The sequence below is a fragment of the Rhodospira trueperi genome, assembly GCF_900101965.1.
GTDB lineage: Bacteria > Pseudomonadota > Alphaproteobacteria > Rhodospirillales > Rhodospirillaceae > Rhodospira > Rhodospira trueperi.
The window spans coordinates 85576-107270 of sequence record NZ_FNAP01000011.1 but is presented as its reverse complement, the minus strand read 5'-3'; the positions used below and the strand labels follow the sequence as shown (position 1 = coordinate 107270).

The window sequence follows — 21695 nt, the reverse complement described above, 5'->3', positions numbered from 1 at the left end:
CGCGCACCGACCGGACGGGTCCATCCTCCATCGCCGTCATGCTCCGTTCAAAGACGAGGCTCCCTCCGTGACCACCCCTGAGACCGTCGAACGCGTGGTGATCGGGGCCGGCGTCGTGGGCCTCGCGGTGGCGCGCGCGCTGGCCCTGGCCGGGTGCGAGGTCGTCATCCTGGAGGCCGCCGAGGCCTTCGGCACCGCCACCTCGTCGCGCAACAGCGAAGTCATCCATGCCGGCGTGTACTACCCGGAGGGCAGCCTGAAAGCGCGCCTGTGCGTGCGGGGCCGCCGGATGCTCTATCGCTATCTGGCCGAGCGCGGCATCGCCCACGACACATGCGGCAAGCTGATCGTCGCCAGCCCCGCCGGCGGCGAGGCCGAACACGACGCCCTGCGCGCGGTCCAGGCGCGGGCGGCGGCGGCCGGGGTGGACTTGCCCTGGCTCTCCGGCGCCGAGGCCATGGCGCTGGAGCCGGATGGCCTGGCCTGCACGGCGGCGCTGCTGTCGCCGGAGACGGGGATCCTCGACAGTCACGGCCTGATGCTGTCCCTGCTGGGCGACGCCGAGGCGGCGGGCGCGGCGCTGGCGCTGCGCAGCCCGGTCACGGGCGGACGGGTGGTGGACGGGGGGGTGGATCTGGACGTTGGCGGCGAGGCCCCCATGCGCCTGCGCGCGCGCGGCGTCGTCAACTGCGCCGGGTTGGGCGCCCAGGCGGTCGCCCGGGCCATCGCCGGCGTGCCGCCCGAGACGGTGCCGCCGCTGCATTTGGCGCGCGGCGTGTATTTCGCGCTGAGCGGCCGGGCGCCCTTCCGCCGCCTGATCTATCCGGTGCCCGGGCCGGCCAGCCTGGGGCTGCACTACACCCGCGATCTGGGCGGGCAGGGCCGCTTCGGGCCGGACGTGGAGTGGATCGACCGCATCGACTACACCGTGGACCCGGGCCGTGCCGCCCTCTTCGTGGACGGCATCCGCCGCTACTGGCCGGGGCTGCCCGACGGCGCGCTGTCCCCGGCCTATGCCGGAATCCGTCCCAAGGTGCAGGCTCCGGGAGAACCCGCGCGCGATTTCGTGATACAGTCCCCGCGCGAGACGCGGGTTCCCGGCTATGCGGCACTGTACGGCATCGAGAGCCCGGGCCTGACCAGTTGTCTCGCCATCGCCGAGACCGTGGCGGAGTGGACCGCATGAGCAGGATGGTTTCCCGACTTCTTCCCCTCGCCCTGGGCGTTGCGCTGATGGCCGGGGGGGCCGCGCGCGCCGCCGACGAGCCGGCGCCCGCCGAGGGGCCGGCGATGGTGGCGCCGCCTCCCTCCGGGACCCAAAGCCTGATGCAGCAATTGCGGGACATCGGGCTGGAACCGGAGCAGGAGGGCATGGACCCGCAGGGCCTGTCCAGTGGCGGAGACGACCAGCCGGGCCTGCTCGACCTGCTCCGCCGCCAGAGGGAGGCGCGCGAGGCCGCGCGCGAGGCCACCGAGGACCCCGGGGAGCCGATCCTGTCCCTGCCGCCCTGGCTGGTTCCCGACGTGCGCGCTGAACTGCGGGCCATTGTCCAGGAGCTGTCGCGCTATGCCCGCGCCCGCCAGCCGGGCTTCGCCGTCCTGGCGCGCGGGGGCGCGCCACTGGCCTTCCGGAGCCGCCGCGCCGCCGTGCTGGAGGCGGCCCGGATCGCCCGCGCCGGACAGGGCAACCTGGACCCGGACAGCCCGGCGGCCGGCGTTGGCGAACCGGCCAGCGGATTCCTGGCCGCCATCGACGGCTTCGTGATCGACGGCCAGTTCTGCGGCGAACCGCCGGTCAGTGACGAGGACTTGGTGCGTCTGGCGGACCTGAACATGGTTCTGGCCTCCATCGACCACTGCGCCAGCCCGGACATCGCCGACGAGGCGCGCCGCCGCGCCCGCACCGCCGGCCTGCTGATTCATGTCGATACCGATCCCCAGGGCCGCCTCGACGACATTCCGACCGAACGCCCCTGGGGCGAGAACGCGGACAACATCACCGATCCCCAACAGGCCCGCTCCATCCTGGTGCTGGAGGATGCGTCGGGGTTCGGCGACGTGAGCCTGCTGATCGGGGCGCTGCGCGAGACCAACCACGACATTTTGGTGTTGGACCCCTTCGTACTGGGGGAAAAGGCCCTGGCGGCGCAGCACGTCCGCGAACTGCGCTACAAAAAGCTGGGCGCGCGTCGGTTGGTGATGGCGGCGTTCGACGTCGGCTACGCCAACGCCGACGAGTATTACTGGGAGCCGTCCTGGGACCTGGGCACGCCGCGCTGGCTGTCGGCCACCGCGCTGGGCCGGCCCGGGGCGCACTTCACCGAATTCTGGGACCCGGCGTGGAAAAATCAGCTTGGGGAATACTTCGTCGCGGTGATGGACCTGGGCTTTGACGGCGTCATGATCGACGGCCTGGACGCGTTCAAGCGCTGGGAAGCCATCATGGCGGTGGAGTGAGCGGCGGAACCGCGTCCGTGTCCTGTTCTGTGACGAAAGCCCCTCCCATGCATCTTACCCAGGTCATGGCCGGCGCCGCCCACGGGGGCGCGGAGACCTTCTTCACCACGTTGGCCGCCGCGCTGGAAGGCGACGGCGTGGACCAATCGCTGGTCATCCGCCCGCACGCGCACCGGGTCGAGGCCCTGCGCGCGGCCGGCTGCACCGTCGAGACCGCGCCGTTCGGGGGCGGGCTGGACCTTCGCACGCCCGGCATTCTGCGCCGTCATTTGCGCGACCACGGCGCGACGGTCGCGCTAGCCTGGATGAACCGGGCGGCATCGAAGCTGCCGGCCGGGCCGTGGCTGCGCGCCGCGCGCCTGGGCGGTTACTACGACCTGAAGTACTACCGGGGTTTCGACCACCTGATCGCCATCATCCCCGGCATCCGGCGCCATATCCTGGACGGCGGCTGGCCCGAGCACCGCGTGCATACCATCCCCAACTTCTGCGAAGTGGACGCGGCGGCGGTCCCGGTGCCGCGCGCCGACCACGGCACGCCCGACGACGCGCCGTTGCTGCTGGCGCTGGGCCGGCTGCACCCGGCCAAGGGGTTGGACGTACTGTTGCATGCGCTGGTCGAGGTGCCGGCGGCGTGGCTGTGGATCGCCGGCGAGGGGCCGAACCGGGCCGAACTGGAGGCCCTGGCGGACAGCCTGGGCGTGGCCGGGCGGGTGCGCTTCCTGGGCTGGCGCACCGACCGCACGGCCTTGATGGGCGCCGCCGACATGGTGGTGTTCCCCTCGCGCTACGAGCCGAACGGCACCGTCACCGTCGAGGCCTGGGCGCACGGCAAGCCTCTGGTCGTGGCCGATGCCGCCGGCCCGGCCGAGATGGTGCGCGACGGGGACGACGCCCTGTTGGTGCCGAAGGACGACGCCGCCGCGCTGGCCGGCGCGATCCGGCGTGTTCTGGACAGCCGGGACCTGGGGGCGCATCTGGCCGGGCGCGGGCTGGAACGGGTGGCGGCCGAGTTCTCGCGCGCGTCCGTGGTGGCGCGCTATCGGGCGCTCATGGACGCGCTGAAGGCCGCCGACGCCTGACCTCCCATCCATCAACGCGGCCTTCAGGATTCAGACGAAGACCGGATCATGCGGACGCGTCGCGGCCCAGCAGAATGGCGGTGATGCGGTCGGACACCCGTGTGGTCTCGGCCGCGTCGCCGGTGCCCGGGGTCAGCAGGTTCTGGCCGAACACATAGGCGTAGAACAGGCGCGCCCGCGCCCGCGCCTCGCAGGCATCCATGCCCAGGGATTCGAACAGCGGCGTGACGTGGGCCAGGCGGGCGCGGTCCACCTCGGCCACCGCCTCGGCGGCGGCGGGGTCGTGACGCGCCCAGTCGCGCACCGCCATTTCGATGGCCGAGCCCCGGGGATTCGGATGGTCCAGATAGCGGTCCAGCAGGCGGCGCAGCACGGCCTCGGCGTCCTCGTCCTCGCCCGGCGCCACATGACGGACGATCACCGCCACGCGGCCATCGCGCCAGCGCTCCAGCATCACCGCCAGCACGTCCGCGCGATCGCGGAAGTGCCAATAGAACCCACCCTTGGTCACGTTCAGTCGCCGGGCCAGCGGCTCGACGCGGACATTGTCCACGCCCCCCTCGGCCAGCATGGCGAAGGCGGCCTCCAGCCACGCGTCGCGGTGTGTCTTGGCTTCCCTCAGGGTATCGCCTCCAGGCCGGCGCGGCGTGAGCCGCTTGCGTCTTGACGGGACCGGGGTCCGTCCATACGTTGGCGTATACTTTTCCCTCCGCCGCGCGGATCACCAGGACGGCACCCCATCATGGACACGGCCCCGATCACCCCTCCCTCGTTCTCGCCCGGATGCCCGGACTATGTCCAGCGTGTGCGTGACAGTTTCGCGAGTCAGGCGTTCATGGCCACCCTTGGGGCCAGCGTGACCGATGTCGCCCCTGGCGCCGTCGAACTGGTCATGCCGTTCCGCGAGGACCTGACCCAACAGAACGGCTTTCTGCATGCCGGGGTGACGGCCGCGCTGGCCGACACCGCCGCCGGATACGCCGCCTACACCGTCATGCCGCCCGACAGCAACGTGCTGAGCATCGAGTTCAAGCACAACCTGCTGGCCCCGGCCGTGGGGCACCGCTTCCGCGCCCGGGGGCAGGTGCTGCGCGCCGGCCGCCAGATCGTGGTGGTGCAGGCCTCCGTCATCGCCGAACAGACAGACGGCACGGAAAAACCCGTGGCGCTGATGCAGGCGACCATGATGCGGGTCGGGACGTAGCCCGGGGACGGGCCGCGTGTGCCGCCGCCACGCTGAGGACCGCAGGCATGCTTGAGATCATCGGTCTGATCGCGCCGTTCTTCGGCCTGATCGCCGTCGGCGGCATCGCCGGCCGGGCCAAGAAACTGCCGGTCTCGGAACTCGGGTGGCTGAACGTCTTCGTCGTCTACATCGCGCTGCCGGCCCTGTTCTTCAGCCTGCTGTCCGAAACACCCGTCGAGAAACTGACGCAGTGGAGCTTCATCGCCACGAACGTCGGCATGACCTTCACGGTCGCCGCCGTGACGTTCGGCCTGGGAATGCTCTTTTCGCGCGGCAAGGTGGCGGACTCGACCATCCAGGGGCTGGCCGGCGCCTACGGCAACATCGGCTACATGGGGCCGGGGCTGGCCCTCCTGGTGTTCGGGCCGGAGGCCGCCGTCCCGGTGGCGCTGATCTTCTGTTTCGAGAACATCATGCACTTCACGCTGGCGCCGGCCATGATGGCGCTGGCCGGACGCGACACCGAATCGCCGGCGCGGCTGGCGCTGACGGTGGTGCGTCAGGTGGTGACGCATCCGTTTATCGTCGCGGTCTTTCTGGGAGTCGCCGCCGCCGTCACCGGCTGGGAACCGCCGGCTCCCCTGGCCCGCCTGATCGACTATCTGGCCCAGGCGGCGGCGCCGTGCGCCCTGTTCGCCATGGGGGTCACCCTGGCCAACCGGCGCACCCGGGGCGTGCCGGGCGCGCTGGGCTACATCGTGCCCATGAAGCTGCTCGGCCATCCGTTCATCATGCTGGCGGGGCTGACCTTTTTCGGCCCGTTCGACCCGGTGTGGGTGGGCACGGCCGTGCTGCTGGCGGCGTTGCCGACCGCGTCCAACGTTTTCGTCATGGCTCAACAGTTCGAGACCTGGGTGGACCAGGCCTCGGCCAGCATCCTGGTGACGACGCTGCTGTCCATCGTGACGGTCACGCTGTTGCTGTACGGCATCGAAAGCGCCGGTCTGCTGCAATAGCCCGCCATGGCACCACGGCACCGGCCGATGCCCCGCGCGAGACATCGGCCGTCACGATCTTCCGCCAACAAGCGCCACGATCCGCCCTGCCTACTGTGTCGGGAACAGCGGCTGAACCCCGGTCCCGATGGACATCGGCGAACCGGCCCTGCCGCCGGGCCGATGCTCCTGGCCGAAGTGTTCCGCGAGATAGTCCAGGACCGTCTCGCGGGCGTCGTCCGGCAGTTCCGGCATGCCCTGCTTCTCGACCATCCACACCAGCGTTTCGTCCCAGCGCCGGCGGGACATCCCCTGTTGGACGACCATATTGAGGGAGTGGCAGGCGCTGCACCACGACTCGACGATCCATTTTCCCTCGCCGTCGCCGGGCAACGTCTCCCGTTGTTGCGCAATGGCGCTGCCGGGGAAAAGGACGGCAACGGCACAGGCCACCGCCACCATCTTCTCTCGCCATCCCCGACCGGGCCGCGCGGCGGTCCGATCCGGGCGCCGCATCACGCGGGCACCATGACAGCGATGCGGTGCATCGCGTTGTTGAGATACCCCTTCGGGTTCCACGGCGGCACGAACGGCTGCTGCTGTCCCCGGTGGTTGGTCGCCCGTGCCCAGATCTCGTAGTAGCCCTTGGTCGGGAACGTGATCTCGGCCTCCCAGCGCTGCCACGAGTAGCGGTTGGGCGGGGCCTGCAGGTCGGCGCGCGTCCACGTGGCGCCAAAATCGTAACTGATGTCGAGGGCGGTCACCACATCGTCCCCGGACCAGGCATGGCCGCGCACCCGGAGGATGCGGTGTCCGGTCGGAAGCCGGTGGCCGCTTCGCGGGTACGTGATGAGGGACTTGACCGGCATGGACTCGATCACCTTGAAGTCCGACGTCTCCACCTCGGCGCCGGGCTGCACGGAATACATCGGCACGCTGTAGCTGGGCGCCGCCATCTTGGTGCCGTCGTGGATCACGTCACGCACCTGGATGCGGGTCAGCCACTTCTGCGATGTCGAGCCGGGCCAGCCCGGACACAGAATGCGCAACGGCGCGCCGTTCATTGGGTGGATGTCCTGTCCGTTCATCTGCCAGACGATCAGGGTGTGCGGGTCCATCGCTTTCCAGATCGGCACGCCGCGCGAGATCGGCCGCTTGTTCGGATCGCCGGAAAGGTGACTGTCAGCCCCGTAGTGCGCGGTATAAAGAGCGCTGTCCTTGATCCCGGCGGCGTTGAGCACGTCGCGCATACGCACGCCGGTCCATTCCGCGTTGCCGATGGCGCCGGTGGTCCACTGGTTGCCACTGGCCGGCGGATTGAACCCGGCCCGGCCGTTGCCGCCGCATTCATGCTGCAGGCGCAGGGTGACGACCTCGAACCGGTCGGCCAGATCCTGGATGCTCAGGTCGAGAGCCTCGTTGACCTCGCCGTCCACGGTCAAACGCCAGCCGTCGGGGCTGATATCCTGGGGCGGCACACCATTGTTGCGGATGAAGTAGTGCTTGATAGGCGTGATGTCGTCGTCCAGCAGATGGGGCGGCGTTTCCGCGTTTACTGGCTTGTCGTTCAGAACGGTCAGGCCGTTCTTGCCCTCAATGACGAAATCCTCGAGCGAATCGGCAAGCGCGGCGGGAATGAGACCCGCAGGCATGGTGCGGCCGAACGGCAGGGTCGAGCCCAGCGCGGCGCCCATGGCGGCCAGTCCGGCGCCCTTCAGAAAGCCCCGACGGTCGTGACCGGAGCGGCGACCGAACACGGCCTCGTCGGCGGCAATCGGGTCCTGTTCATAAAGTTCGCGGAGTCCACGTTCCTTTTTCATGAAAGAATCCCTCCCTGGTTGCGGTGCGTTTGTGATCGGTTTTTGTTCCCCTTCGCTGGTGCGGAATCCGCAGTGCAGCAAAAGGGTTGCCCGCTTTGCACGTCAACCATGAGAGGATAGCGACATCTGTTCGAACACGCAACAAGCTCGCGTTCGGAACGAAGGTTCAGCGGGACCCGGGTCACACGCCTGCTGATACGGATTCCGCCTATTTCTTTCCACCTGGCGCCGGAGCATTCGATTCGGACGGTCGACGCCGCAAGCGCCTTCCATGGTGGGGTGGGGTTGAATCACTGCCCCACGGCGGAAGATGCGACCGGCGGAAAAACCAACTCGCCCCCTTCCCAGCCTGCCCTCGATGGGAGGAGGAGACGGCCAGCCTACGCCGAACCGGAACGGATCAAACGGTTTTCGGACCATTTCCTTTTGGGGGGAGGGGCGTGGTCGGCGTCGTTCACGTCACGACCGGTGCCCTTCCCCCATACCGGGAAATTCAGGCCCACGCGGCGGTTGCCCCGTTACTCCATGCCCTCATACGCCTCCAGCACGGCCTGACCCATGTCGCCGGCGCGCTCGGTCCACTCGGCGGTCATCTGCGCGCCCAGCTCCTGGAAGCCGGCTTTCAGTTCGTCCGACGGCGGCGCGACGGTCATGCCATTGGCGGCGAGTTGCTCCTTGTACCAGTCGGCGAGGCGCTGCGCCTCGGCCCAGCCGGCCTCCTCGGCCTTGGCGGCCTCCTCGACAACGATGCCCTGGATCTGGGGGTCCAGCGCGTTCCAAGCGTCGAGATTGACGATCACCATGTTCTTGGGCAGCCACGCCTGGACATCATACCAATAGTCCACGAACTCCCAGATCTTGCGATCGTAGCCGGTGGAGCCGGAAGAGATCATGCTTTCCGCCACGCCGGTGGCAAAGGCCTGCGACAGTTCGGCGGTCTCGATCTTGGTGGGGATGGCGCCCATCATTTCCGCCAGTTGCGAGGTGGCGGCGTTGTAGGCGCGGAACTTCAGGCCCTCCATGTCCTCGATGCTGTTGATCTCGTGGATCGCGTACAGACCCTGCGGTGGCCACGGCACGGCATAGAGCAGCTTCAGGCCCTTCTCGGCCAGCACGTCCTCCGTGGCCGCCTTGGAGGCCTCATACAGCTTGCGCGACTCCTCGAAGCTGGTGGCCAGGAAGGGCACGGCGTCGATCTCGAAGATCGGGTGCTCGTTGCCCAGGGCCGACATCAGGCGCTCGCCGATGGGCGCGATACCGCGCCGCACGGCGCCGAAGATCTCACCGCCCGGCACCAGCGAGCCGCCGGGGTGGGTCTTGATCTCCAGGGCACCGTCGGTGCGCTCCGTCACGGCGGCGGCGAAGGCGGCGTTGTTCTCGGAATGATAATTCGACGCCGCGTAGGCCATCGGCATGTCCCAGGTCTCGGCCTGGGCGGCTCCGGCACTCAGCCCCAGAGGAAGAGTCAGGGCAGCACCGAGCGCGGCGGTACGGAAAAGGGTCCGGCGGCTGGTGGTCGGATGAGACATGATGGCGAACCTCCCTGTGTGGCGGCTCCCCGCTCCGGGCGGAGGGAGCCGGTCAGAAACCGAACGTCGCGGTCGGTCTTGCGCAGACCAGTGTTAGACAGCATTCCCGGCCTGGTCAAAGCTTCCGACCCGCGAAGCGACCGGAACCGCCCGGCGCCGCGGCGGGTCGCGGGTGGGGTTATCCTTGTGTCGGGCCGGGTGGCGGGCGCATGGTATGGGATGCGCCTCACCCGCCCGCCGCGATCCACGGGGTTTTGACCATGGTTCCTGGAGTTCCGCCGTCCGCATCGCCCGCCCCGCGTTCGACCGGGCTGGTCGGCATCGTCATGTTGGACACCCGTTTTCCGCGCGCGCCGGGTGACATCGGTCATCCGGACACCTTTGACGGCCGCGTGATCTACCGGCGCGTGCCCGGCGCCCGTGTCGGCCTCGTCGCGCGGCCCAAGCCGCCCGACGAGGCCACCGCCGATGCCCTGGTGGACGCCGCCCGCGCCCTGGAGAAGGAAGGGGCCTGTGTCATCGGCACCAGTTGCGGATATCTCGGCGCGTTGCAGGCGCGGTTCCAGGCGGCCGTTTCGGTGCCGGTGGTGACAAGCGCGCTGCTGCTTCTGCCCCTGCTGCGCGAGGCCCATGGGCCGCGTGCCCGGATCGGCGTACTGACGCTCGACTCGCGCGCGTTGGCGGCGTCGCACTTCGGGGCGGCCTGGGATCCAGACGTCATCATCGAGGGCATGGAACTGTCGCGCGTGTTCTATCCGACCATTGCGGAGGACCGTCCGTCGTTCGACGCCGCCGTCGCCAGTGGCGAGGTGGCGCTGGCCACCCAGCGCCTGCGCACGCAGGCGGGCGGGAAGCTGGATGCCGTGGTGCTGGAATGCACCAACCTGGGGCCGTTCCGGCAGCGCGTCCGCAGCGAGGCCGGGGCGCCCGTCTACGATCTGGCCATGGCCCTGAGATGGCTGATCACAGGGCCGATCATGCTGCGTCACGCCTCAGCCTAATGTCAGACCCATCATCGCCGTTGGGCCTATGACTTTTGGCCACCCTTACGTTTGGGTTGTTGCCCGGATCGGCACACAATGATACCAACTTGATCGGATTTTGGATCGAATGCGAGGCATCAGGCGATGACCCTCCGGGCAGCACACAAAGAGCCGGCATTCGGGAAGCGGCGCCTGCCGTCCGATCCGCAGGTGGCGGAACTGGCCACATTCGCCCGCACGGAAACCGGGGAGCGCGCCGCCGCCCGCCGCGCCGCTCGCATGCGTCGGCTGGTGATCGTGGGCGGCGTGCTGGCTGCGGCGGTCCTGGTCGCGACCCTGGTGGTGCCGACGCAGCGGCCGACGGTGATGGCCGAGGTGGACTTCAGCACCATGAGCCCGGAAGAGTTGGCCAATCTGGACCCCGCCGCCGGGGGCGGTGGCGGTGGCGGTGGCGGACTGTCCAGCCTGAACCCGTTCAAGGCGATTTCCGAAGCCTTGTCCCAGTAACTCCGGCCCCAGCACGTCCGGCCAGCCGCCCTACACTGGATCGTCAACACACCGAACCAATCATCCGCTTGCCGTATTATTCATCCCGGCGGCGCTCGGCCTGGACGCGGATGTCCTGTAGGCGCAACCATGTGGGCGAGCCGCGCTGGATCTGGGTTTCCGCGCGGCCGACGTGGAACAGCGCGCGGTCGAACTCTCCGGATCGCAAGGCGGTCTCGGCCATGGCGTAGTCGGCCCGGGCACTGTCGCCTGCGCGGCCATAGGCCTGGGCCAGCAGCCGCCACGCGAAGGCGTTGCCGTCATCGCGGGACAGCGCGTTGGACAGGTTGTCGCGGGCCGGCGCCAGAAGCGCCTCGTCGCCGCTCTCGATCTGGGCGTGCGCCAGGGCGACGCGCAGCAGGGGCTCATTCGGGGCCAGCGCGACGGCGCGCTCGTGGGACGGCAGCGCCTCCCGCACCCGGCCGCTCTCGAACAGCATCTGCCCCTTCAGTTCGTGGAAGAAGGGGTTGTCCGGCTCCTCGGCGATCAGGCCGTCGATGAGGCTCAGGGCGGGGTCCAGTTCGGCGGCGCGGTAGTGGGCGATGGCCCGAGCGTACCGTCCGGGAAGGTCATCCCGATCCGCGTACAGCCGCAAGGCTTCGCTGGGACGCAACAGGAACCCGTTGAGTTTGGCCAGCATGCGGGCGTGCAGGTCGATCCACGCGGCCGGCACGGCGGCGCCGGTTCCGGAGGTCCCGGCGACATGGGCCTCGACCGCCCGGATGCGGTCACGGGTCAGCGGGTGGGTGCGCAGGTAGGCGTCCTGACTGTCCGTCGACAGGGCGGTTTGGTTTTCCAACGCGTGCATGAAGTCAAGCAGGCCGTCGGCCGGCAGGCCCTCGCGGTCCAGGGCCTTCAGCGCGAAGGCATCGGCGGAGGACTCCTGGGTTCGGGAATAAGCGAGGAAGTTGCGCACGCCCATGTCCTGCACACCGCTGCCGACGGCCATTCCCAGGTCGGGCCGGCCGGTCAGAACCCCGGCCGCCGTGCCCAGCAGCAGGCCCAGGATCGAGGTGGTCTCCAGCGTGTCCAGGTTGCGGTCCAGGCGGACATGATGGCCGCCGGCGATGTGACCGATCTCGTGGGCAATGACCCCGATCAGGGCATCCGGCTGTTCCGCCCGCCGGATCAGACCGGTGAACAGATACATCCGGTTCCCCTTGACCACGAAGGCGTTCAGGCGGTCGTCCGCGAGCATGCGGATGGACACCGACTCCGGCGGTATGCCGGCGCCGCGTAGCAGTGGCGCGGCGTACTGGGCGATGATACCTTCGATTTCCGCGTCCCGGATCAGGGTCTGGGCCCGCGCCGGGACGGTCGCGAGCGCCACCAGAAGGACACCCGCGACACTCAACGACAGGATCGAACCCCAGGGGAACCGCATGCGCGTTAACACCGATGTCTCTCCCGCGTCTGGCGACACGCCAACGGCTTGCGGCCGTGATCGCGTCTGTGCCTGTTCTGAAAACGGTAGTGACTCGCCCGCCCCCGGTCAACGTGTGGGGGGGCAACGTGTGGCCGGTCGCCGTTGGCGCGCGCTGGGCGCGGCGCTGGTGGTCTCGGTTCTTTCGGCCTGCGGGGCGGAGCGTCAACCGGGTGTGCTGGGCTATGTCGACGGGTTCGCCGGGATCGTCGCGGCGGACGAACCGCGCGCCGCCGTCGTGGGCCGGGACGTCCTGTCGTCCGGGGGCACGGCGGCCGACGCAGCGGTGGCCATGGGGTTCACGCTGGCGGTGACGCTGCCGACCTCCGCCGGCCTGGGCGGGGGCGGGGTCTGTCTGGTTCAGGATCGGGACGACGACGGCGACACGCGGGTCGAGGTCCTCGACTTCCTGCCGCGTGAGGCGGCCGGCCTGCCCGGCCTTGGGGGCGCGGTGGCGGTGCCGGCGATGCCGCGCGGCCTGTACGCGCTGCATGCGCGCTCCGGTGCGGTGCGCTGGGAATCCCTGGTCTCGCCGGCCGAATCGCTGGCCCGCTTCGGGTTTCCGGCCTCGCGCGCGCTGGCCGCCGAGGTCCGGGCGTTGGGGCTGACGGCGCCGGTCCACGGCGTGGTCGCGCCGGTGGAGGGACAGCGGCTGGAGAATCTCAGCCTGGCCCGTGCCCTGGGTCTGGCGCGGGTCAGTCCGGGAGAATACCACGCCGGCCCGGTGGCCCGGGAACTGATCGCCGCCGCCGACGCCGGGGGGTATGGGATCGACACCGAGACGCTGCGGGACTGGCGGCCGGTCTGGCGGCCGGCGCGTCTGACGGACTATCGCTCGCACACGGACGCCTTTTCGCCGGTGCCGGACAGCGCCGCCGACTTCGCCCATCGCTGGGCCGGCACGGACGGCGCCGGCGAGCCGTCGGCCCTGCCGCCTCCGCTGCCCGATCTGGCGGACAGCGTGGCGCACGGGATGAGCGGCGGCATGGGAGACCGGGGCGCCACCGGGTTCCTGGTGGCCGACAGTTTCGGCGGCGCGGTGGCCTGCGCTTTGACCCTGAACCGCCCGATGGGCACCGGCCGACCGCTGCCTGGGTTCGGCTTTGTGCTCGCCCCGCTGCCGACCTCGCAAAGCCCGGCCATTGCCATCATGCTGCGCCTCAACACCCACTCGGACGTGACCCTGGGCGGCGTGGCCGCCGCCGGGGGCGGCGCCGTGGATCTGGCGCTGGAGACCGGCGTGCCGGCGCTCAAGGACGGGCGCTCGCCGGCCGAAAGTGTCTCCCGGGCGTCGGCCGGCGGCCTGGGCAAGGCGCTGGTCACCCTGATGTCCTGCCCCGATGGCATTCCGCGCAGCCCGGAAACCTGTCGCGTGGCCGTCGATCCGCGCGGCGCCGGCCTGTCGATGCTTGTCGGCGAGCCCTGACGGATCCCAAAGCCGTCCTCTGCGTCCCGCAGTGTCCCCATTCCGTATGGTGTTCCGTCATGGTTCTGAAAGTCGCCGCGCGCGCCAAGGTTCCCCCCTTCATCGTCATGGATGTCATGAGTCAGGCCGCCGCCCGCGAGGCGGCGGGCGAGCGGGTGTTGCACCTGGAGGTCGGCCAGCCCGGCACCGGCCTGCCGCGCGGCGCGGCGGAGCGGCTGGCGGCGCTGATCGAGACCGAGCGGCTGGGCTACACGGTGGCCCTGGGCATTCCGGAGTTGCGGGCGCGGATTTCCCGGCACTATCGGGAGGCACACGGCGCCGATGTGCCGCCCGAGCGCATCCTGGTCACCACCGGATCGTCGGCGGCATTCCAGTTGGCCTTTCTGGGGGCGTTCGCGGCCGGCGACCGGGTGGGGCTGGCCGCGCCCGGCTATCCCGCCTATCGCCACATCCTGAAGGCGTTGGGGGTTGAGCCGGTCATTTTTCCGGTTGGGGCGGACAGCCGCTATCAGCCCACCGTGCCGGTGCTGGAGGCGGCGGGCGAGCGGCTCGACGGCCTGATCGTCGCCAGTCCCTCCAACCCGACCGGGACCGTGGTGCCGCCCGATGAGATGCGGGCGCTGGCGGCGCATTGCGAGCGGGAGGGCATCCGCCTGATCTCCGACGAGATCTACCACGGCATCGTCTACGGCGAGCCGGCCGTGTCCGCCGCCGGCCTGACAGAGACCGCCATCGTCATCAACAGCTTCTCCAAATACTATTCGATGACCGGGTGGCGGCTGGGCTGGCTGGTGGCGCCGCCGGACATGATCCGGCCCCTGGAGTGTCTGGCGCAGAACATGTTCATCTCGGCGCCGACGCTGTCGCAGTATGCCGGCCTGTTCGCCATGGACTGCGAGGATGAACTTCAGGCCAATGTTGCCCGCTATGCCGCCAACCGGGCGCTGCTGCTGGAACACTTGCCGGCGGCCGGGTTCGACCGGTTGGCCCCGGCGGACGGCGCGTTCTACCTGTACGCCGACGTCTCGCGCCAGACCAACGACAGCCAGGACTTCTGCCGGCGGATGCTGATGGAAACCGGGGTGGCCACGACGCCGGGGCTGGATTTCGACGCCGAGCAGGGCTGCCGCTTCGTGCGCTTCTCCTTCGCCGGCGCGACCGAGGACATGGCGGAGGCGGCGAAGCGGCTGAAGGCGTGGAGCGCGGCGAGCGGGTCGTGATACGAAAACCGCTTGATTGGTTCGCGTTCTTCGACCGTCTTTCCGTAGGTTGGGGTGAGGGGCCACGCACCGAACCCCAACGTTTCGGCCCCCAGAACCGAATGGCGTTGGGGTTCGCTGTGCTCACCCCAACCTACGCATTTGCGAACGGATCAAACGGGCTTCGTATGACAGGGATCGTCCCGGTTACAGATTCAGTCCCATTTGCTGACGGCATGGAGCGGCGTCAACGGGTCGTGACAGGGATCGCGCCGGTTACAGGTCCAACCCCATCTGCGGGCCGGAGGCCGCCTGCAACAGTTTCTCGGCGGCGGCCCGGGCCTCCGCCGTGACCGTCGCGCCGGCCAGCATGCGGGCGATCTCCTCGCGGCGTTCGTCGGGGCCGAGCCCCAGAACCCGCGTCGCTGACCCATCCCCGTCGTCCGCCTTCTTCACCCGCCAGTGATGCCGGCCGGTGGCGGCCACCTGCGGCGAGTGCGTGACCACGAGGACCTGAACGTCGGTGGCCAACCGCGCCAGCCGTTCCCCCACGGCCGCCGCCGTGGCGCCGCCGATGCCCGTGTCCACCTCGTCGAACACAAGGGTGGGGACCGTGGAGGCGCGCGCCAGCACCACCTTCAGCGCGAGCATGAAGCGCGCCAGTTCGCCACCGGAGGCGATCTTGTGGATGGGGCCGGGGGCGGCACCGGGGTTGGTGGCGACCTGGAAGGCGACGCGCTCCAACCCCTCGGGTCCCCAGTCGCGTTCGTCCAGCGTCTCCAGGCGGGTGGCGAAGCGGGCCTTGTCCAGTTTCAGGGGCGGCAGTTCCCGACCCACGGCGTCGTCGAGCGCGCGGGCGGCGGTCGCGCGCGCCTCCGACAGCGCCCGCGCGGCGCCGACATAGGCCTCCCGGGCGGTCTGTTCGGCCCGCGCCAGCCCGGCCACGGCGCCGCCCTCGTCCTCCAGGGACTCCAGGCTCGTGCGCGTGCGGGCCATCAGGTCGGCCAGATCGTCCACCGCGATGCCGTGCTTGCGCGCCAGCGCGCGCAGGGCGAACAGGCGCTCCTCGACCTGATCGAGGTGGCGTGGATCGAGATCGACATCGGCGGCGGCGTGGTCGAGCGCCGCGCGGGCCTCCGCCACCTCGATGGCGGCCCGCTCCAGTCCCTCCGCGATGGCGCGCGCGCCGGGGCCGGCGGCGTCGCCCAGCCGCTCCAGGTGCCGTTGGGCGGCGCGCAGGGCGGCCTCCACATCCGCCGGCTGGCTGAGCGCGGCGACGGCGGCGTTGAGCCCCTCGGCCAGCTTCTCGCCGTTCATCAGGCGGGCGCGCTTTTCGGCCAGGGCCTCGTCCTCGCCCGGCTTCGGGTTCAGCGCCTCCAGGTCGGTCAGCATGGCCCTCAGGTGGTCCTCGTGCGCCCGGGCCTGCTCCAGGTCGCGCAGGGCCGCTTCGTGGGCGCGGGCGGCGGCGCGCCAGTGCTCCCAGGCGCTTCGGCAGGCGAGCAGCGTGCGGCCGTGCCCGCCGTGCGCGTCCAGCATGGCGCGGTGGGTGGTCGGGTTCAGCAGGCCGTGGGTGTCGAACTGGCCGTGGACCTCGACCAGCGTCTCCCCGAGCCGGCGCAGCAGGGCCACGGACGCCGGCTGATCGTTGACCCAGGCGCGGCCGCGCCCGTCGGCGCCCACGGTGCGGCGCAGGACCAGAAGATCGTCGGGGAGGTCCAGGTCGTGCTCGCGCGCGATGCCGTGGGCGGGATGATCGCGCGGAATGTCGAACGCCGCCGTCACCGACAACCGGTCGGCGCCGACGCGCACCAGTCCGCTGTCGGCGCGCGCGCCCAGGGCGAGGCCCAGGCTGTCGAGCAAGATGGACTTTCCGGCCCCGGTTTCACCCGTCAGCACGCCCAGCCCGTCGCCGAACGACAGGTCGAGGCGCGCGATCAGCACGACGTCACGGATGGACAGCGAGACCAGCATGCGCGGTTCCGGCGGACAATGAAGCGAGGCTCCTACGAGAGCGCGTGGCGTGAGCTCTGACTCACGCAGCGCGCTCTATTGAATTGATATTGATGCAAATCGTCGTCACGATCCGTTCCGGATCGCTCGGGATTTGCTCTATATCCAGTCGAACAGGCCGTCGTACCAGTTTGTGTCCTCGTCCGGATCGCGGATCTGTTCGCCGGTGAGGAGTTGGTAGGCGTCGACGTACCAGTCACTGCCCGGGTAGTTGTACCCCAGGACAGCGGCGACTTTCCGTGCCTCGGGCTCGATGCCGAGAATGGTGTTGATCTCGACGATGCGGTACAGCGCCTCGGCGACGTGCGTGGTCTGCTCGTAGTCCTCAACCACCTGTTTGAAGCGGTTGAGGGCCGCCAGATAGTGCTTTTCGCGCAGGTAGAAGCGGCCGACGCTCATTTCCTTGCCGGCCATGTGATCGCGGGCCAGATCGATCTTCAGGCGGGCGTCGCGGGCGTATTTGGTGTTGGGGAAGCGGTTGACGACCTCTCGCAGGTTTTCCATGGCCAATCGGGTGATGGCCTGATCACGGCGCACGTCGGTGATCTGCTCATAGTAGCTGAGCGCCTTCAGGTAGTAGGCATAGGCGATGTCGCGGTGGCCGGGATGCAACTGGATGAAGCGGTCGAGCGCGATCACCGCATCGTCGTATTCGTTGTCCTCATAGTGGCTGTAAGCCGCCATGATCTGGGCTTTGGTGGCCCAGACCGAATACGGATGCTGGCGTTCGACCTCGTTGAAGGCGTCGGCGGCGGCGCCGTAGTCCTGTTCCTCCAGCAGGCGCACCGCCTCGCCGTACAGCACCTGGACCGGCCGCTCCTCATAGGCCAACGGGTCGGAATCGGAACTGCACCCGGCCGCCGCGACGGCGATGCCCAGGCTCACGAGACCGGCGCGGGCCAGCGTGAGCAAGCGAAGGGGCGAAGGGACGGGCAGACGGGTCATGAGGCGGGACGCAATCCGATGGGGTCGGCCGGGACAAAGGGTCGGGCGGCGGGCGCCCGTGCCCTCGGGAGCCCGCACTATACCATGGCCCGCCGGGCTGTCACCCGCTGTCCTTATTGGGGCAATCGGGTGAAACGGTGTGTGGTCGCAAAGACGTGGCAATAAAGGCGTGGGGATCGTGTGCCTTGGGACGGAACGCCCCACCATCTTTCATGAAGGTCGGGCGGATTCGACTCGCGAAGCGGGGCAATCCGCCGTGTGGCGGTGATGCGGCGGGGTGCGCCTTCGGCGCGAACCCACCCTACGACGGTTCGCATTCCGTCAACAGTGCATTCGCCCGATTGTTCTGCTGTCCTGATGCGGCTCTCATCCGGTCTCCGTGGCCGCGCCGGCCGGGGTCTCGGTGCGGCGGCCGAAGTGCAGTCTGTCCAGCCGGACCGTGGTCCGGATGGTGATCGCCTGGAGCACGGCCAGGGGCAAGATCAGGGCAAGATGGACCGGGCCATACGGCGCCACCAGGCCGCCGTCCACCAGACCCATGTGGATGAAGAACATGCCGAACACCATCAGCGCCACGCCGGGGCAGATCAGCGTATAGGAGCCGGCGCTCAGGCGGGCGCCGCCCAGGTACTGACGGAAGTAGTCCAGGCGGCGCATCACCGCCCAGCCCAGCAGGCCGAACAGCACCTGCACCGACAGGATCACCGCCATCGCCGGCAGCCAGGCACCGTCGCCAACCGCCTCCGGCCACAGCAGGCCCATGCCGTGGGTCAGGCGCACGCCGGCGATGCCGGCCACCGTCAGCACCGGGATGACGATCCACAGCGAGGGCGCGGCCTCGGGCGCGATGCCGTGTTCCTTGATGTCGCGCAGGCCCATCACCAGCCACGCCAGTCCCAGGATCCCGGCCGCCGACAGGAAGAACACGGAGCCCAGGAACCCGGTCACCACCCAGGCCGGGGTCTGCGACATGGCCGCCGGGGCGGCGAAGCCCACCGCCACCATGACCAGCGCGAAGGTGGCGATGAGCTGGCCCAGGCCGGCCGTCTCGGCGCCCTTATAGCCGCCCTCGACCAGCATGCGGGCCAGATAGCGCGTCAGGATGCGCAGCGCGAAATATCCCATCACCGCGAAGCCGGCCAGCGCGCCGGGGAACAGCCACTCGACCACCGACCACAGGCCGGGCACGAACAGCGCGCCCAGCACGAACATGACGTTGATGGACATCGCGCCGGCCAGCGGCGCGGCCATCATGGTGACCTCGGCGGCGCCGGGCGGGGCGCAGGTGCCGCGCGGACCGCGCCGTTCCGCCGCGCAGGCCCGCAGGTTCCAGATCATCAACTGGACATGGCGGATCGCGAACCAGACGATGCCGGCCAGCGCCACGGCCACCAACGCCGCGACGGCATCCAGCCGACCCAGGGCCGCCGCCACGTCCTCGAACACCGGAATCGGGGTGTTGGGGCGCGGCAGCAGGAACATGAGATAGATGAAGAACGACACCGCCAGCCCGCCGTTGCCCAGCGCGGCCAGGAAGTACAGAGGGGAATAGGCGGTGGCGGCATGACAGCGGGACTGCGCCATGGTCGGGCCTCCTTCGACATGGGTCCGAAACGATGACGCACACAAACCCCGGGCGGCCCGCCGGCCGCAATGAGAATTATCATTTTCTAATATAACGCCGGTCGGCGAAGAGGTCCCTCAGGTCCGTCGCGTCATCTTGGGCCATGAAGAGCGCCGCCGCAGGGACAGGGGCGCATTGCGGTTTCTAGGGCAGCGACGCATTCAAGGGGGTATTGACCGCCACGCCGCCAGGGCCTCGGCCAGGGTGAAGTCGTCCTCCTCGTCGATGTCCAGGGACTCCAGCGGCGGCGTCGGCCACAGCAACGGGCGGGCGCCGATCCGCGTGCCGCGCGCCCGCAGCATATCGACCGTGAACAGGTAGAGGCACGAGTTTTCCTCGTACAGGGGCGGCAGGTCCTGGGTCGGCAGCAGACGTGTTGGATCGTGGTTGACGGGGCGGGCGTCGCCGTCCCACAGCCGCACCTGTCGGCGGGTGACGGAAAACAGGCTGTCGTGCCGGGGCCAGACGGCACGGAAGGCGGCAATGGCCGCGCTCAGGCTGGCCGGCGACAGGAACGGGTTAGTGGCATGGGTCTGAAGGATCAGGCCGCCGGAAGGCACATGATCCAGCGCCTCCAGCAGCACCGCGTTCATGGAGGTTTCGGGGGCCGACAGCGCCTCCGGGCGGCGGATCGTCACCACGCCCGGGAAGAAACGCCGCGCCTCCTCCAGAATCGCCTCGTCGTCACTGTTGACCGCGACGGTGTCGATCTCCGGCACCGCGCGCAGCGCCGACAGGATATGATGGAACAGCGGCCGCCCGGCCAGCGGCCGGCGGTTCTTGCCCGGTACGCGCTGGCTGGAGCCGCGCAGCGGCACGATGGCGGTCACAGGGGACAGGCCAGCGGTGGGCTCCGTCATGGGCGGCGCCACGTCCCGGCGCGGGCGGACGGGTGCTCAGTCGTCGCCGCCACCGCCGTCGTCCCCACCGCTGTCGCCTCCGCCGTCATCGTCGTCGCGGTCGTCGCGATCATCCCGATCATCATCCCTGTTGCCGGAGGAGGCCGACGAGGTGTTGCGCCACCCACGGCCCCGGCTGTGCCCCCTCTTTTTGCGCTTGCGGGCGGTGAACACCAGAATCGCGACGAACAGCGCGACAATCAGCAAAAAGGACAAAAAATCAGCCATGTCATCCCCCCCTTGGTACGAGGGCGGCAGTATAGCGCCGTCCGCCGCCGGGACACGACGGAATTTGCATACCAACGAAGTGTGTGGGGGGAAGCTTATCCCCGCCCCAACACCCGCAGCGCTTCGCCCAGCACGCCTTCCACCGTCGCCGTATCGCCCAGGGCCGTCGCGGCCGATGAGGCGGCGGTCCAGGCCTCGGCGCGGGCGTAGCCCAGGTTGACCAGGGCGGAGGTGGCGTCGTCCACCACGCCGCCGCCCGCCGGGGCCGGCGCGGCACCCTCCAGGGTCACGCCCACCGGGCGCGCGACGGGGAGCGCGCCCAGGCTCGCCGCCTTGTCCTTCAACTCGGCGACGATGCGGGTCGCCAGCTTCGGGCCGACGCCCGACGCCCGGCCCAGCGCTGCCTTGTCCTGCGCCGCCAGCACGCGGCCCAGGTCCTCCGCCGCCACCACGGACAGGATGGCCAGCGCCACCCGGGCGCCCACGCCCTGCACCGTGCCCAGCAGGCGGAAGCAATCCCGCTCCAGGGTGTCGGTGAAGCCGTACAGGTGGATGTGGTCCTCGCGCACATGGGTCTCGATGACCAGGGCGGTCTCGCCGCCCGGCGCCGGCAGCCGCGCCAGCGTGCGGCCCGAGCAGAACACCAGATAGCCGACGCCGTGGACGTCGATCACCGCGCCGTCGGCGTCCACGCTGTCCACGATCCCCCGAAGCCTGGCGATCATCGTCGGGTCCCTCCGCCGGTCAGGGCCGCCAGACCGGTTCGCAAATGGGCGTGGCAGATGGCCACCGCGAGCGCGTCGGCGGCGTCCGGCCGCTCCGGCGCCGCGCCCGGCAGCAGCGTGCGCACCATCAGCCCGACCTGTGCCTTCTCGGCGTGGCCGCGCCCGACCACGGCCTTCTTGACCGCGTTGGGGGTGTACTCGGCCACCGGCAGCCCGCACCGCGCCGGGGCCAGCATTACCACGCCGCGCGCCTGCCCGAGCTTCAGGGTGCTGAGCGGATTGCGGTTGACAAAGGTCTCCTCCACCGCCGCCTCGACCGGATCGAAGCGCTCGATAATGGCCATCACCCCGTCATGAAGCTGCGCCAGCCGGTCGGACAAGGCGGCGCCGTCGTCGCTGGTCACCACGCCGTCGGCGACGTGGGACAGCCGGTTGCCGACGGCCTCCACGATGCCCCAGCCGGTGACCCGCAGGCCCGGATCCAGCCCCAGGATGCGCATGGGATGTCCTTCACGGTGCCCCGTCCGGGGCCGTCGGTTTTGGCCCGCGCGGTGATCGGGTCTCGGCGTTCCGAGCCGCCTGCGCCGAAATCCGTAGGGTGGATTCGCCCCGCATCGC

At 69.8% G+C, this 21695-nt stretch carries 21 protein-coding genes; 9 read left to right on the top strand and 12 right to left on the bottom strand.

Going from position 1 to position 21695, the window contains the following annotated elements:
- The first annotated feature begins 67 nt into the window (after nucleotides 1-67).
- Genes BLS85_RS14140 through BLS85_RS14130 form a run of 3 tightly spaced genes read left to right on the top strand, consistent with a single transcriptional unit; the run spans nucleotide 68 to nucleotide 3539 of the window.
- Entirely contained in the window at nucleotides 68-1186 is a 1119-nt protein-coding gene (locus BLS85_RS14140) for an NAD(P)/FAD-dependent oxidoreductase (RefSeq protein ID WP_092787383.1), read from the top strand.
- Nucleotides 1183-2457: a hypothetical protein gene (locus BLS85_RS14135; protein WP_092787382.1), complete on the top strand. Its 1275-nt coding sequence runs from the start codon at nucleotides 1183-1185 to the stop codon at nucleotides 2455-2457. The genes BLS85_RS14140 and BLS85_RS14135 overlap by 4 nt, the downstream gene beginning before the upstream one ends.
- Nucleotides 2458-2504: 47 nt before the next feature.
- The gene (locus BLS85_RS14130; protein ID WP_092787381.1) at nucleotides 2505-3539 is read left to right on the top strand and encodes a glycosyltransferase; all 1035 of its coding nucleotides are present in this window, start codon (nucleotides 2505-2507) and stop codon (nucleotides 3537-3539) included.
- A gap of 46 nt (nucleotides 3540-3585) precedes the next feature.
- Here BLS85_RS14130 and BLS85_RS14125 read toward each other — a convergent pair whose 3' ends face one another.
- A complete protein-coding gene (locus tag BLS85_RS14125) occupies nucleotides 3586-4128 on the bottom strand; it encodes a TetR/AcrR family transcriptional regulator (RefSeq protein WP_281242551.1) in 543 nt (180 codons plus the stop codon).
- A 153-nt stretch (nucleotides 4129-4281) separates the two neighbouring features.
- Between BLS85_RS14125 and BLS85_RS14120 the strand changes: the two genes are divergently transcribed.
- Both BLS85_RS14120 and BLS85_RS14115 read left to right on the top strand, forming a co-directional pair.
- Nucleotides 4282-4743, top strand: a complete 462-nt coding sequence (locus BLS85_RS14120) for a PaaI family thioesterase (RefSeq protein WP_092787379.1) — start codon at nucleotides 4282-4284, stop codon at nucleotides 4741-4743.
- A 47-nt stretch (nucleotides 4744-4790) separates the two neighbouring features.
- Nucleotides 4791-5741, top strand: coding sequence for an AEC family transporter (locus BLS85_RS14115; protein ID WP_092787378.1), 951 nt, complete (start codon nucleotides 4791-4793; stop codon nucleotides 5739-5741).
- 90 nt (nucleotides 5742-5831) lie between these two features.
- Here the strand turns inward: BLS85_RS14115 and BLS85_RS14110 are convergent, their stop codons facing one another.
- The 3 genes from BLS85_RS14110 to BLS85_RS14100 all read right to left on the bottom strand — a co-directional run bounded on the left by BLS85_RS14110 (nucleotide 5832) and on the right by BLS85_RS14100 (nucleotide 9069).
- Nucleotides 5832-6182 (bottom strand): c-type cytochrome, encoded by a 351-nt coding sequence (locus tag BLS85_RS14110; RefSeq protein WP_092787377.1) that lies wholly within the window; start codon nucleotides 6180-6182, stop codon nucleotides 5832-5834.
- Between the two features lie 53 nt (nucleotides 6183-6235).
- On the bottom strand, nucleotides 6236-7540 hold the full coding sequence (locus tag BLS85_RS14105) for a sulfite oxidase (protein WP_092787376.1): 1305 nt from the start codon (nucleotides 7538-7540) through the stop codon (nucleotides 6236-6238).
- A gap of 518 nt (nucleotides 7541-8058) precedes the next feature.
- Nucleotides 8059-9069, bottom strand: a complete 1011-nt coding sequence (locus tag BLS85_RS14100; protein WP_092787375.1) for a TRAP transporter substrate-binding protein — start codon at nucleotides 9067-9069, stop codon at nucleotides 8059-8061.
- A gap of 260 nt (nucleotides 9070-9329) precedes the next feature.
- Between BLS85_RS14100 and BLS85_RS14095 the strand changes: the two genes are divergently transcribed.
- Entirely contained in the window at nucleotides 9330-10070 is a 741-nt protein-coding gene (locus tag BLS85_RS14095) for an aspartate/glutamate racemase family protein (protein ID WP_143027199.1), read from the top strand.
- 126 nt (nucleotides 10071-10196) lie between these two features.
- Complete coding sequence (locus tag BLS85_RS14090; protein WP_092787373.1) at nucleotides 10197-10559, top strand: hypothetical protein; 363 nt, start codon at nucleotides 10197-10199, stop codon at nucleotides 10557-10559.
- Nucleotides 10560-10635: 76 nt separating this feature from the next.
- On the opposite strand, the gene BLS85_RS14085 is transcribed toward BLS85_RS14090, so the two are convergent.
- A complete protein-coding gene (locus BLS85_RS14085; protein ID WP_245699242.1) occupies nucleotides 10636-11994 on the bottom strand; it encodes a M48 family metalloprotease in 1359 nt (452 codons plus the stop codon).
- Between the two features lie 118 nt (nucleotides 11995-12112).
- Here BLS85_RS14085 and BLS85_RS14080 point away from each other — a divergent pair, with 118 nt between their 5' ends.
- Together BLS85_RS14080 and BLS85_RS14075 are read left to right on the top strand one after the other, a co-directional pair.
- Nucleotides 12113-13447, top strand: a complete 1335-nt coding sequence (locus BLS85_RS14080) for a gamma-glutamyltransferase (protein WP_143027198.1) — start codon at nucleotides 12113-12115, stop codon at nucleotides 13445-13447.
- Nucleotides 13448-13506: 59 nt separating this feature from the next.
- Nucleotides 13507-14667: a pyridoxal phosphate-dependent aminotransferase gene (locus BLS85_RS14075; protein ID WP_092787371.1), complete on the top strand. Its 1161-nt coding sequence runs from the start codon at nucleotides 13507-13509 to the stop codon at nucleotides 14665-14667.
- Between the two features lie 255 nt (nucleotides 14668-14922).
- On the opposite strand, the gene recN is transcribed toward BLS85_RS14075, so the two are convergent.
- The 7 genes from recN to ruvC form a co-directional block, all read right to left on the bottom strand.
- Nucleotides 14923-16617 (bottom strand): DNA repair protein RecN, encoded by a 1695-nt coding sequence (gene recN, locus BLS85_RS14070; RefSeq protein ID WP_092787370.1) that lies wholly within the window; start codon nucleotides 16615-16617, stop codon nucleotides 14923-14925.
- Between the two features lie 138 nt (nucleotides 16618-16755).
- The gene (locus BLS85_RS14065) at nucleotides 16756-17601 is read right to left on the bottom strand and encodes an outer membrane protein assembly factor BamD (RefSeq protein ID WP_092787369.1); all 846 of its coding nucleotides are present in this window, start codon (nucleotides 17599-17601) and stop codon (nucleotides 16756-16758) included.
- Nucleotides 17602-17967: 366 nt separating this feature from the next.
- Nucleotides 17968-19185: a TsoY family (seleno)protein gene (locus tag BLS85_RS14060; protein ID WP_092787368.1), complete on the bottom strand. Its 1218-nt coding sequence runs from the start codon at nucleotides 19183-19185 to the stop codon at nucleotides 17968-17970.
- Between the two features lie 201 nt (nucleotides 19186-19386).
- Nucleotides 19387-20085 (bottom strand): acylneuraminate cytidylyltransferase family protein, encoded by a 699-nt coding sequence (locus BLS85_RS14055; protein ID WP_218128434.1) that lies wholly within the window; start codon nucleotides 20083-20085, stop codon nucleotides 19387-19389.
- A gap of 36 nt (nucleotides 20086-20121) precedes the next feature.
- Nucleotides 20122-20352: a hypothetical protein gene (locus tag BLS85_RS14050; protein ID WP_092787367.1), complete on the bottom strand. Its 231-nt coding sequence runs from the start codon at nucleotides 20350-20352 to the stop codon at nucleotides 20122-20124.
- 95 nt (nucleotides 20353-20447) lie between these two features.
- A complete protein-coding gene (gene ruvA, locus BLS85_RS14045) occupies nucleotides 20448-21077 on the bottom strand; it encodes a Holliday junction branch migration protein RuvA (protein WP_092787366.1) in 630 nt (209 codons plus the stop codon).
- The gene (gene ruvC, locus BLS85_RS14040; protein ID WP_092787365.1) at nucleotides 21074-21577 is read right to left on the bottom strand and encodes a crossover junction endodeoxyribonuclease RuvC; all 504 of its coding nucleotides are present in this window, start codon (nucleotides 21575-21577) and stop codon (nucleotides 21074-21076) included. Before ruvC ends, ruvA begins: the two co-directional genes overlap by 4 nt.
- Nucleotides 21578-21695 lie beyond the last annotated feature (118 nt).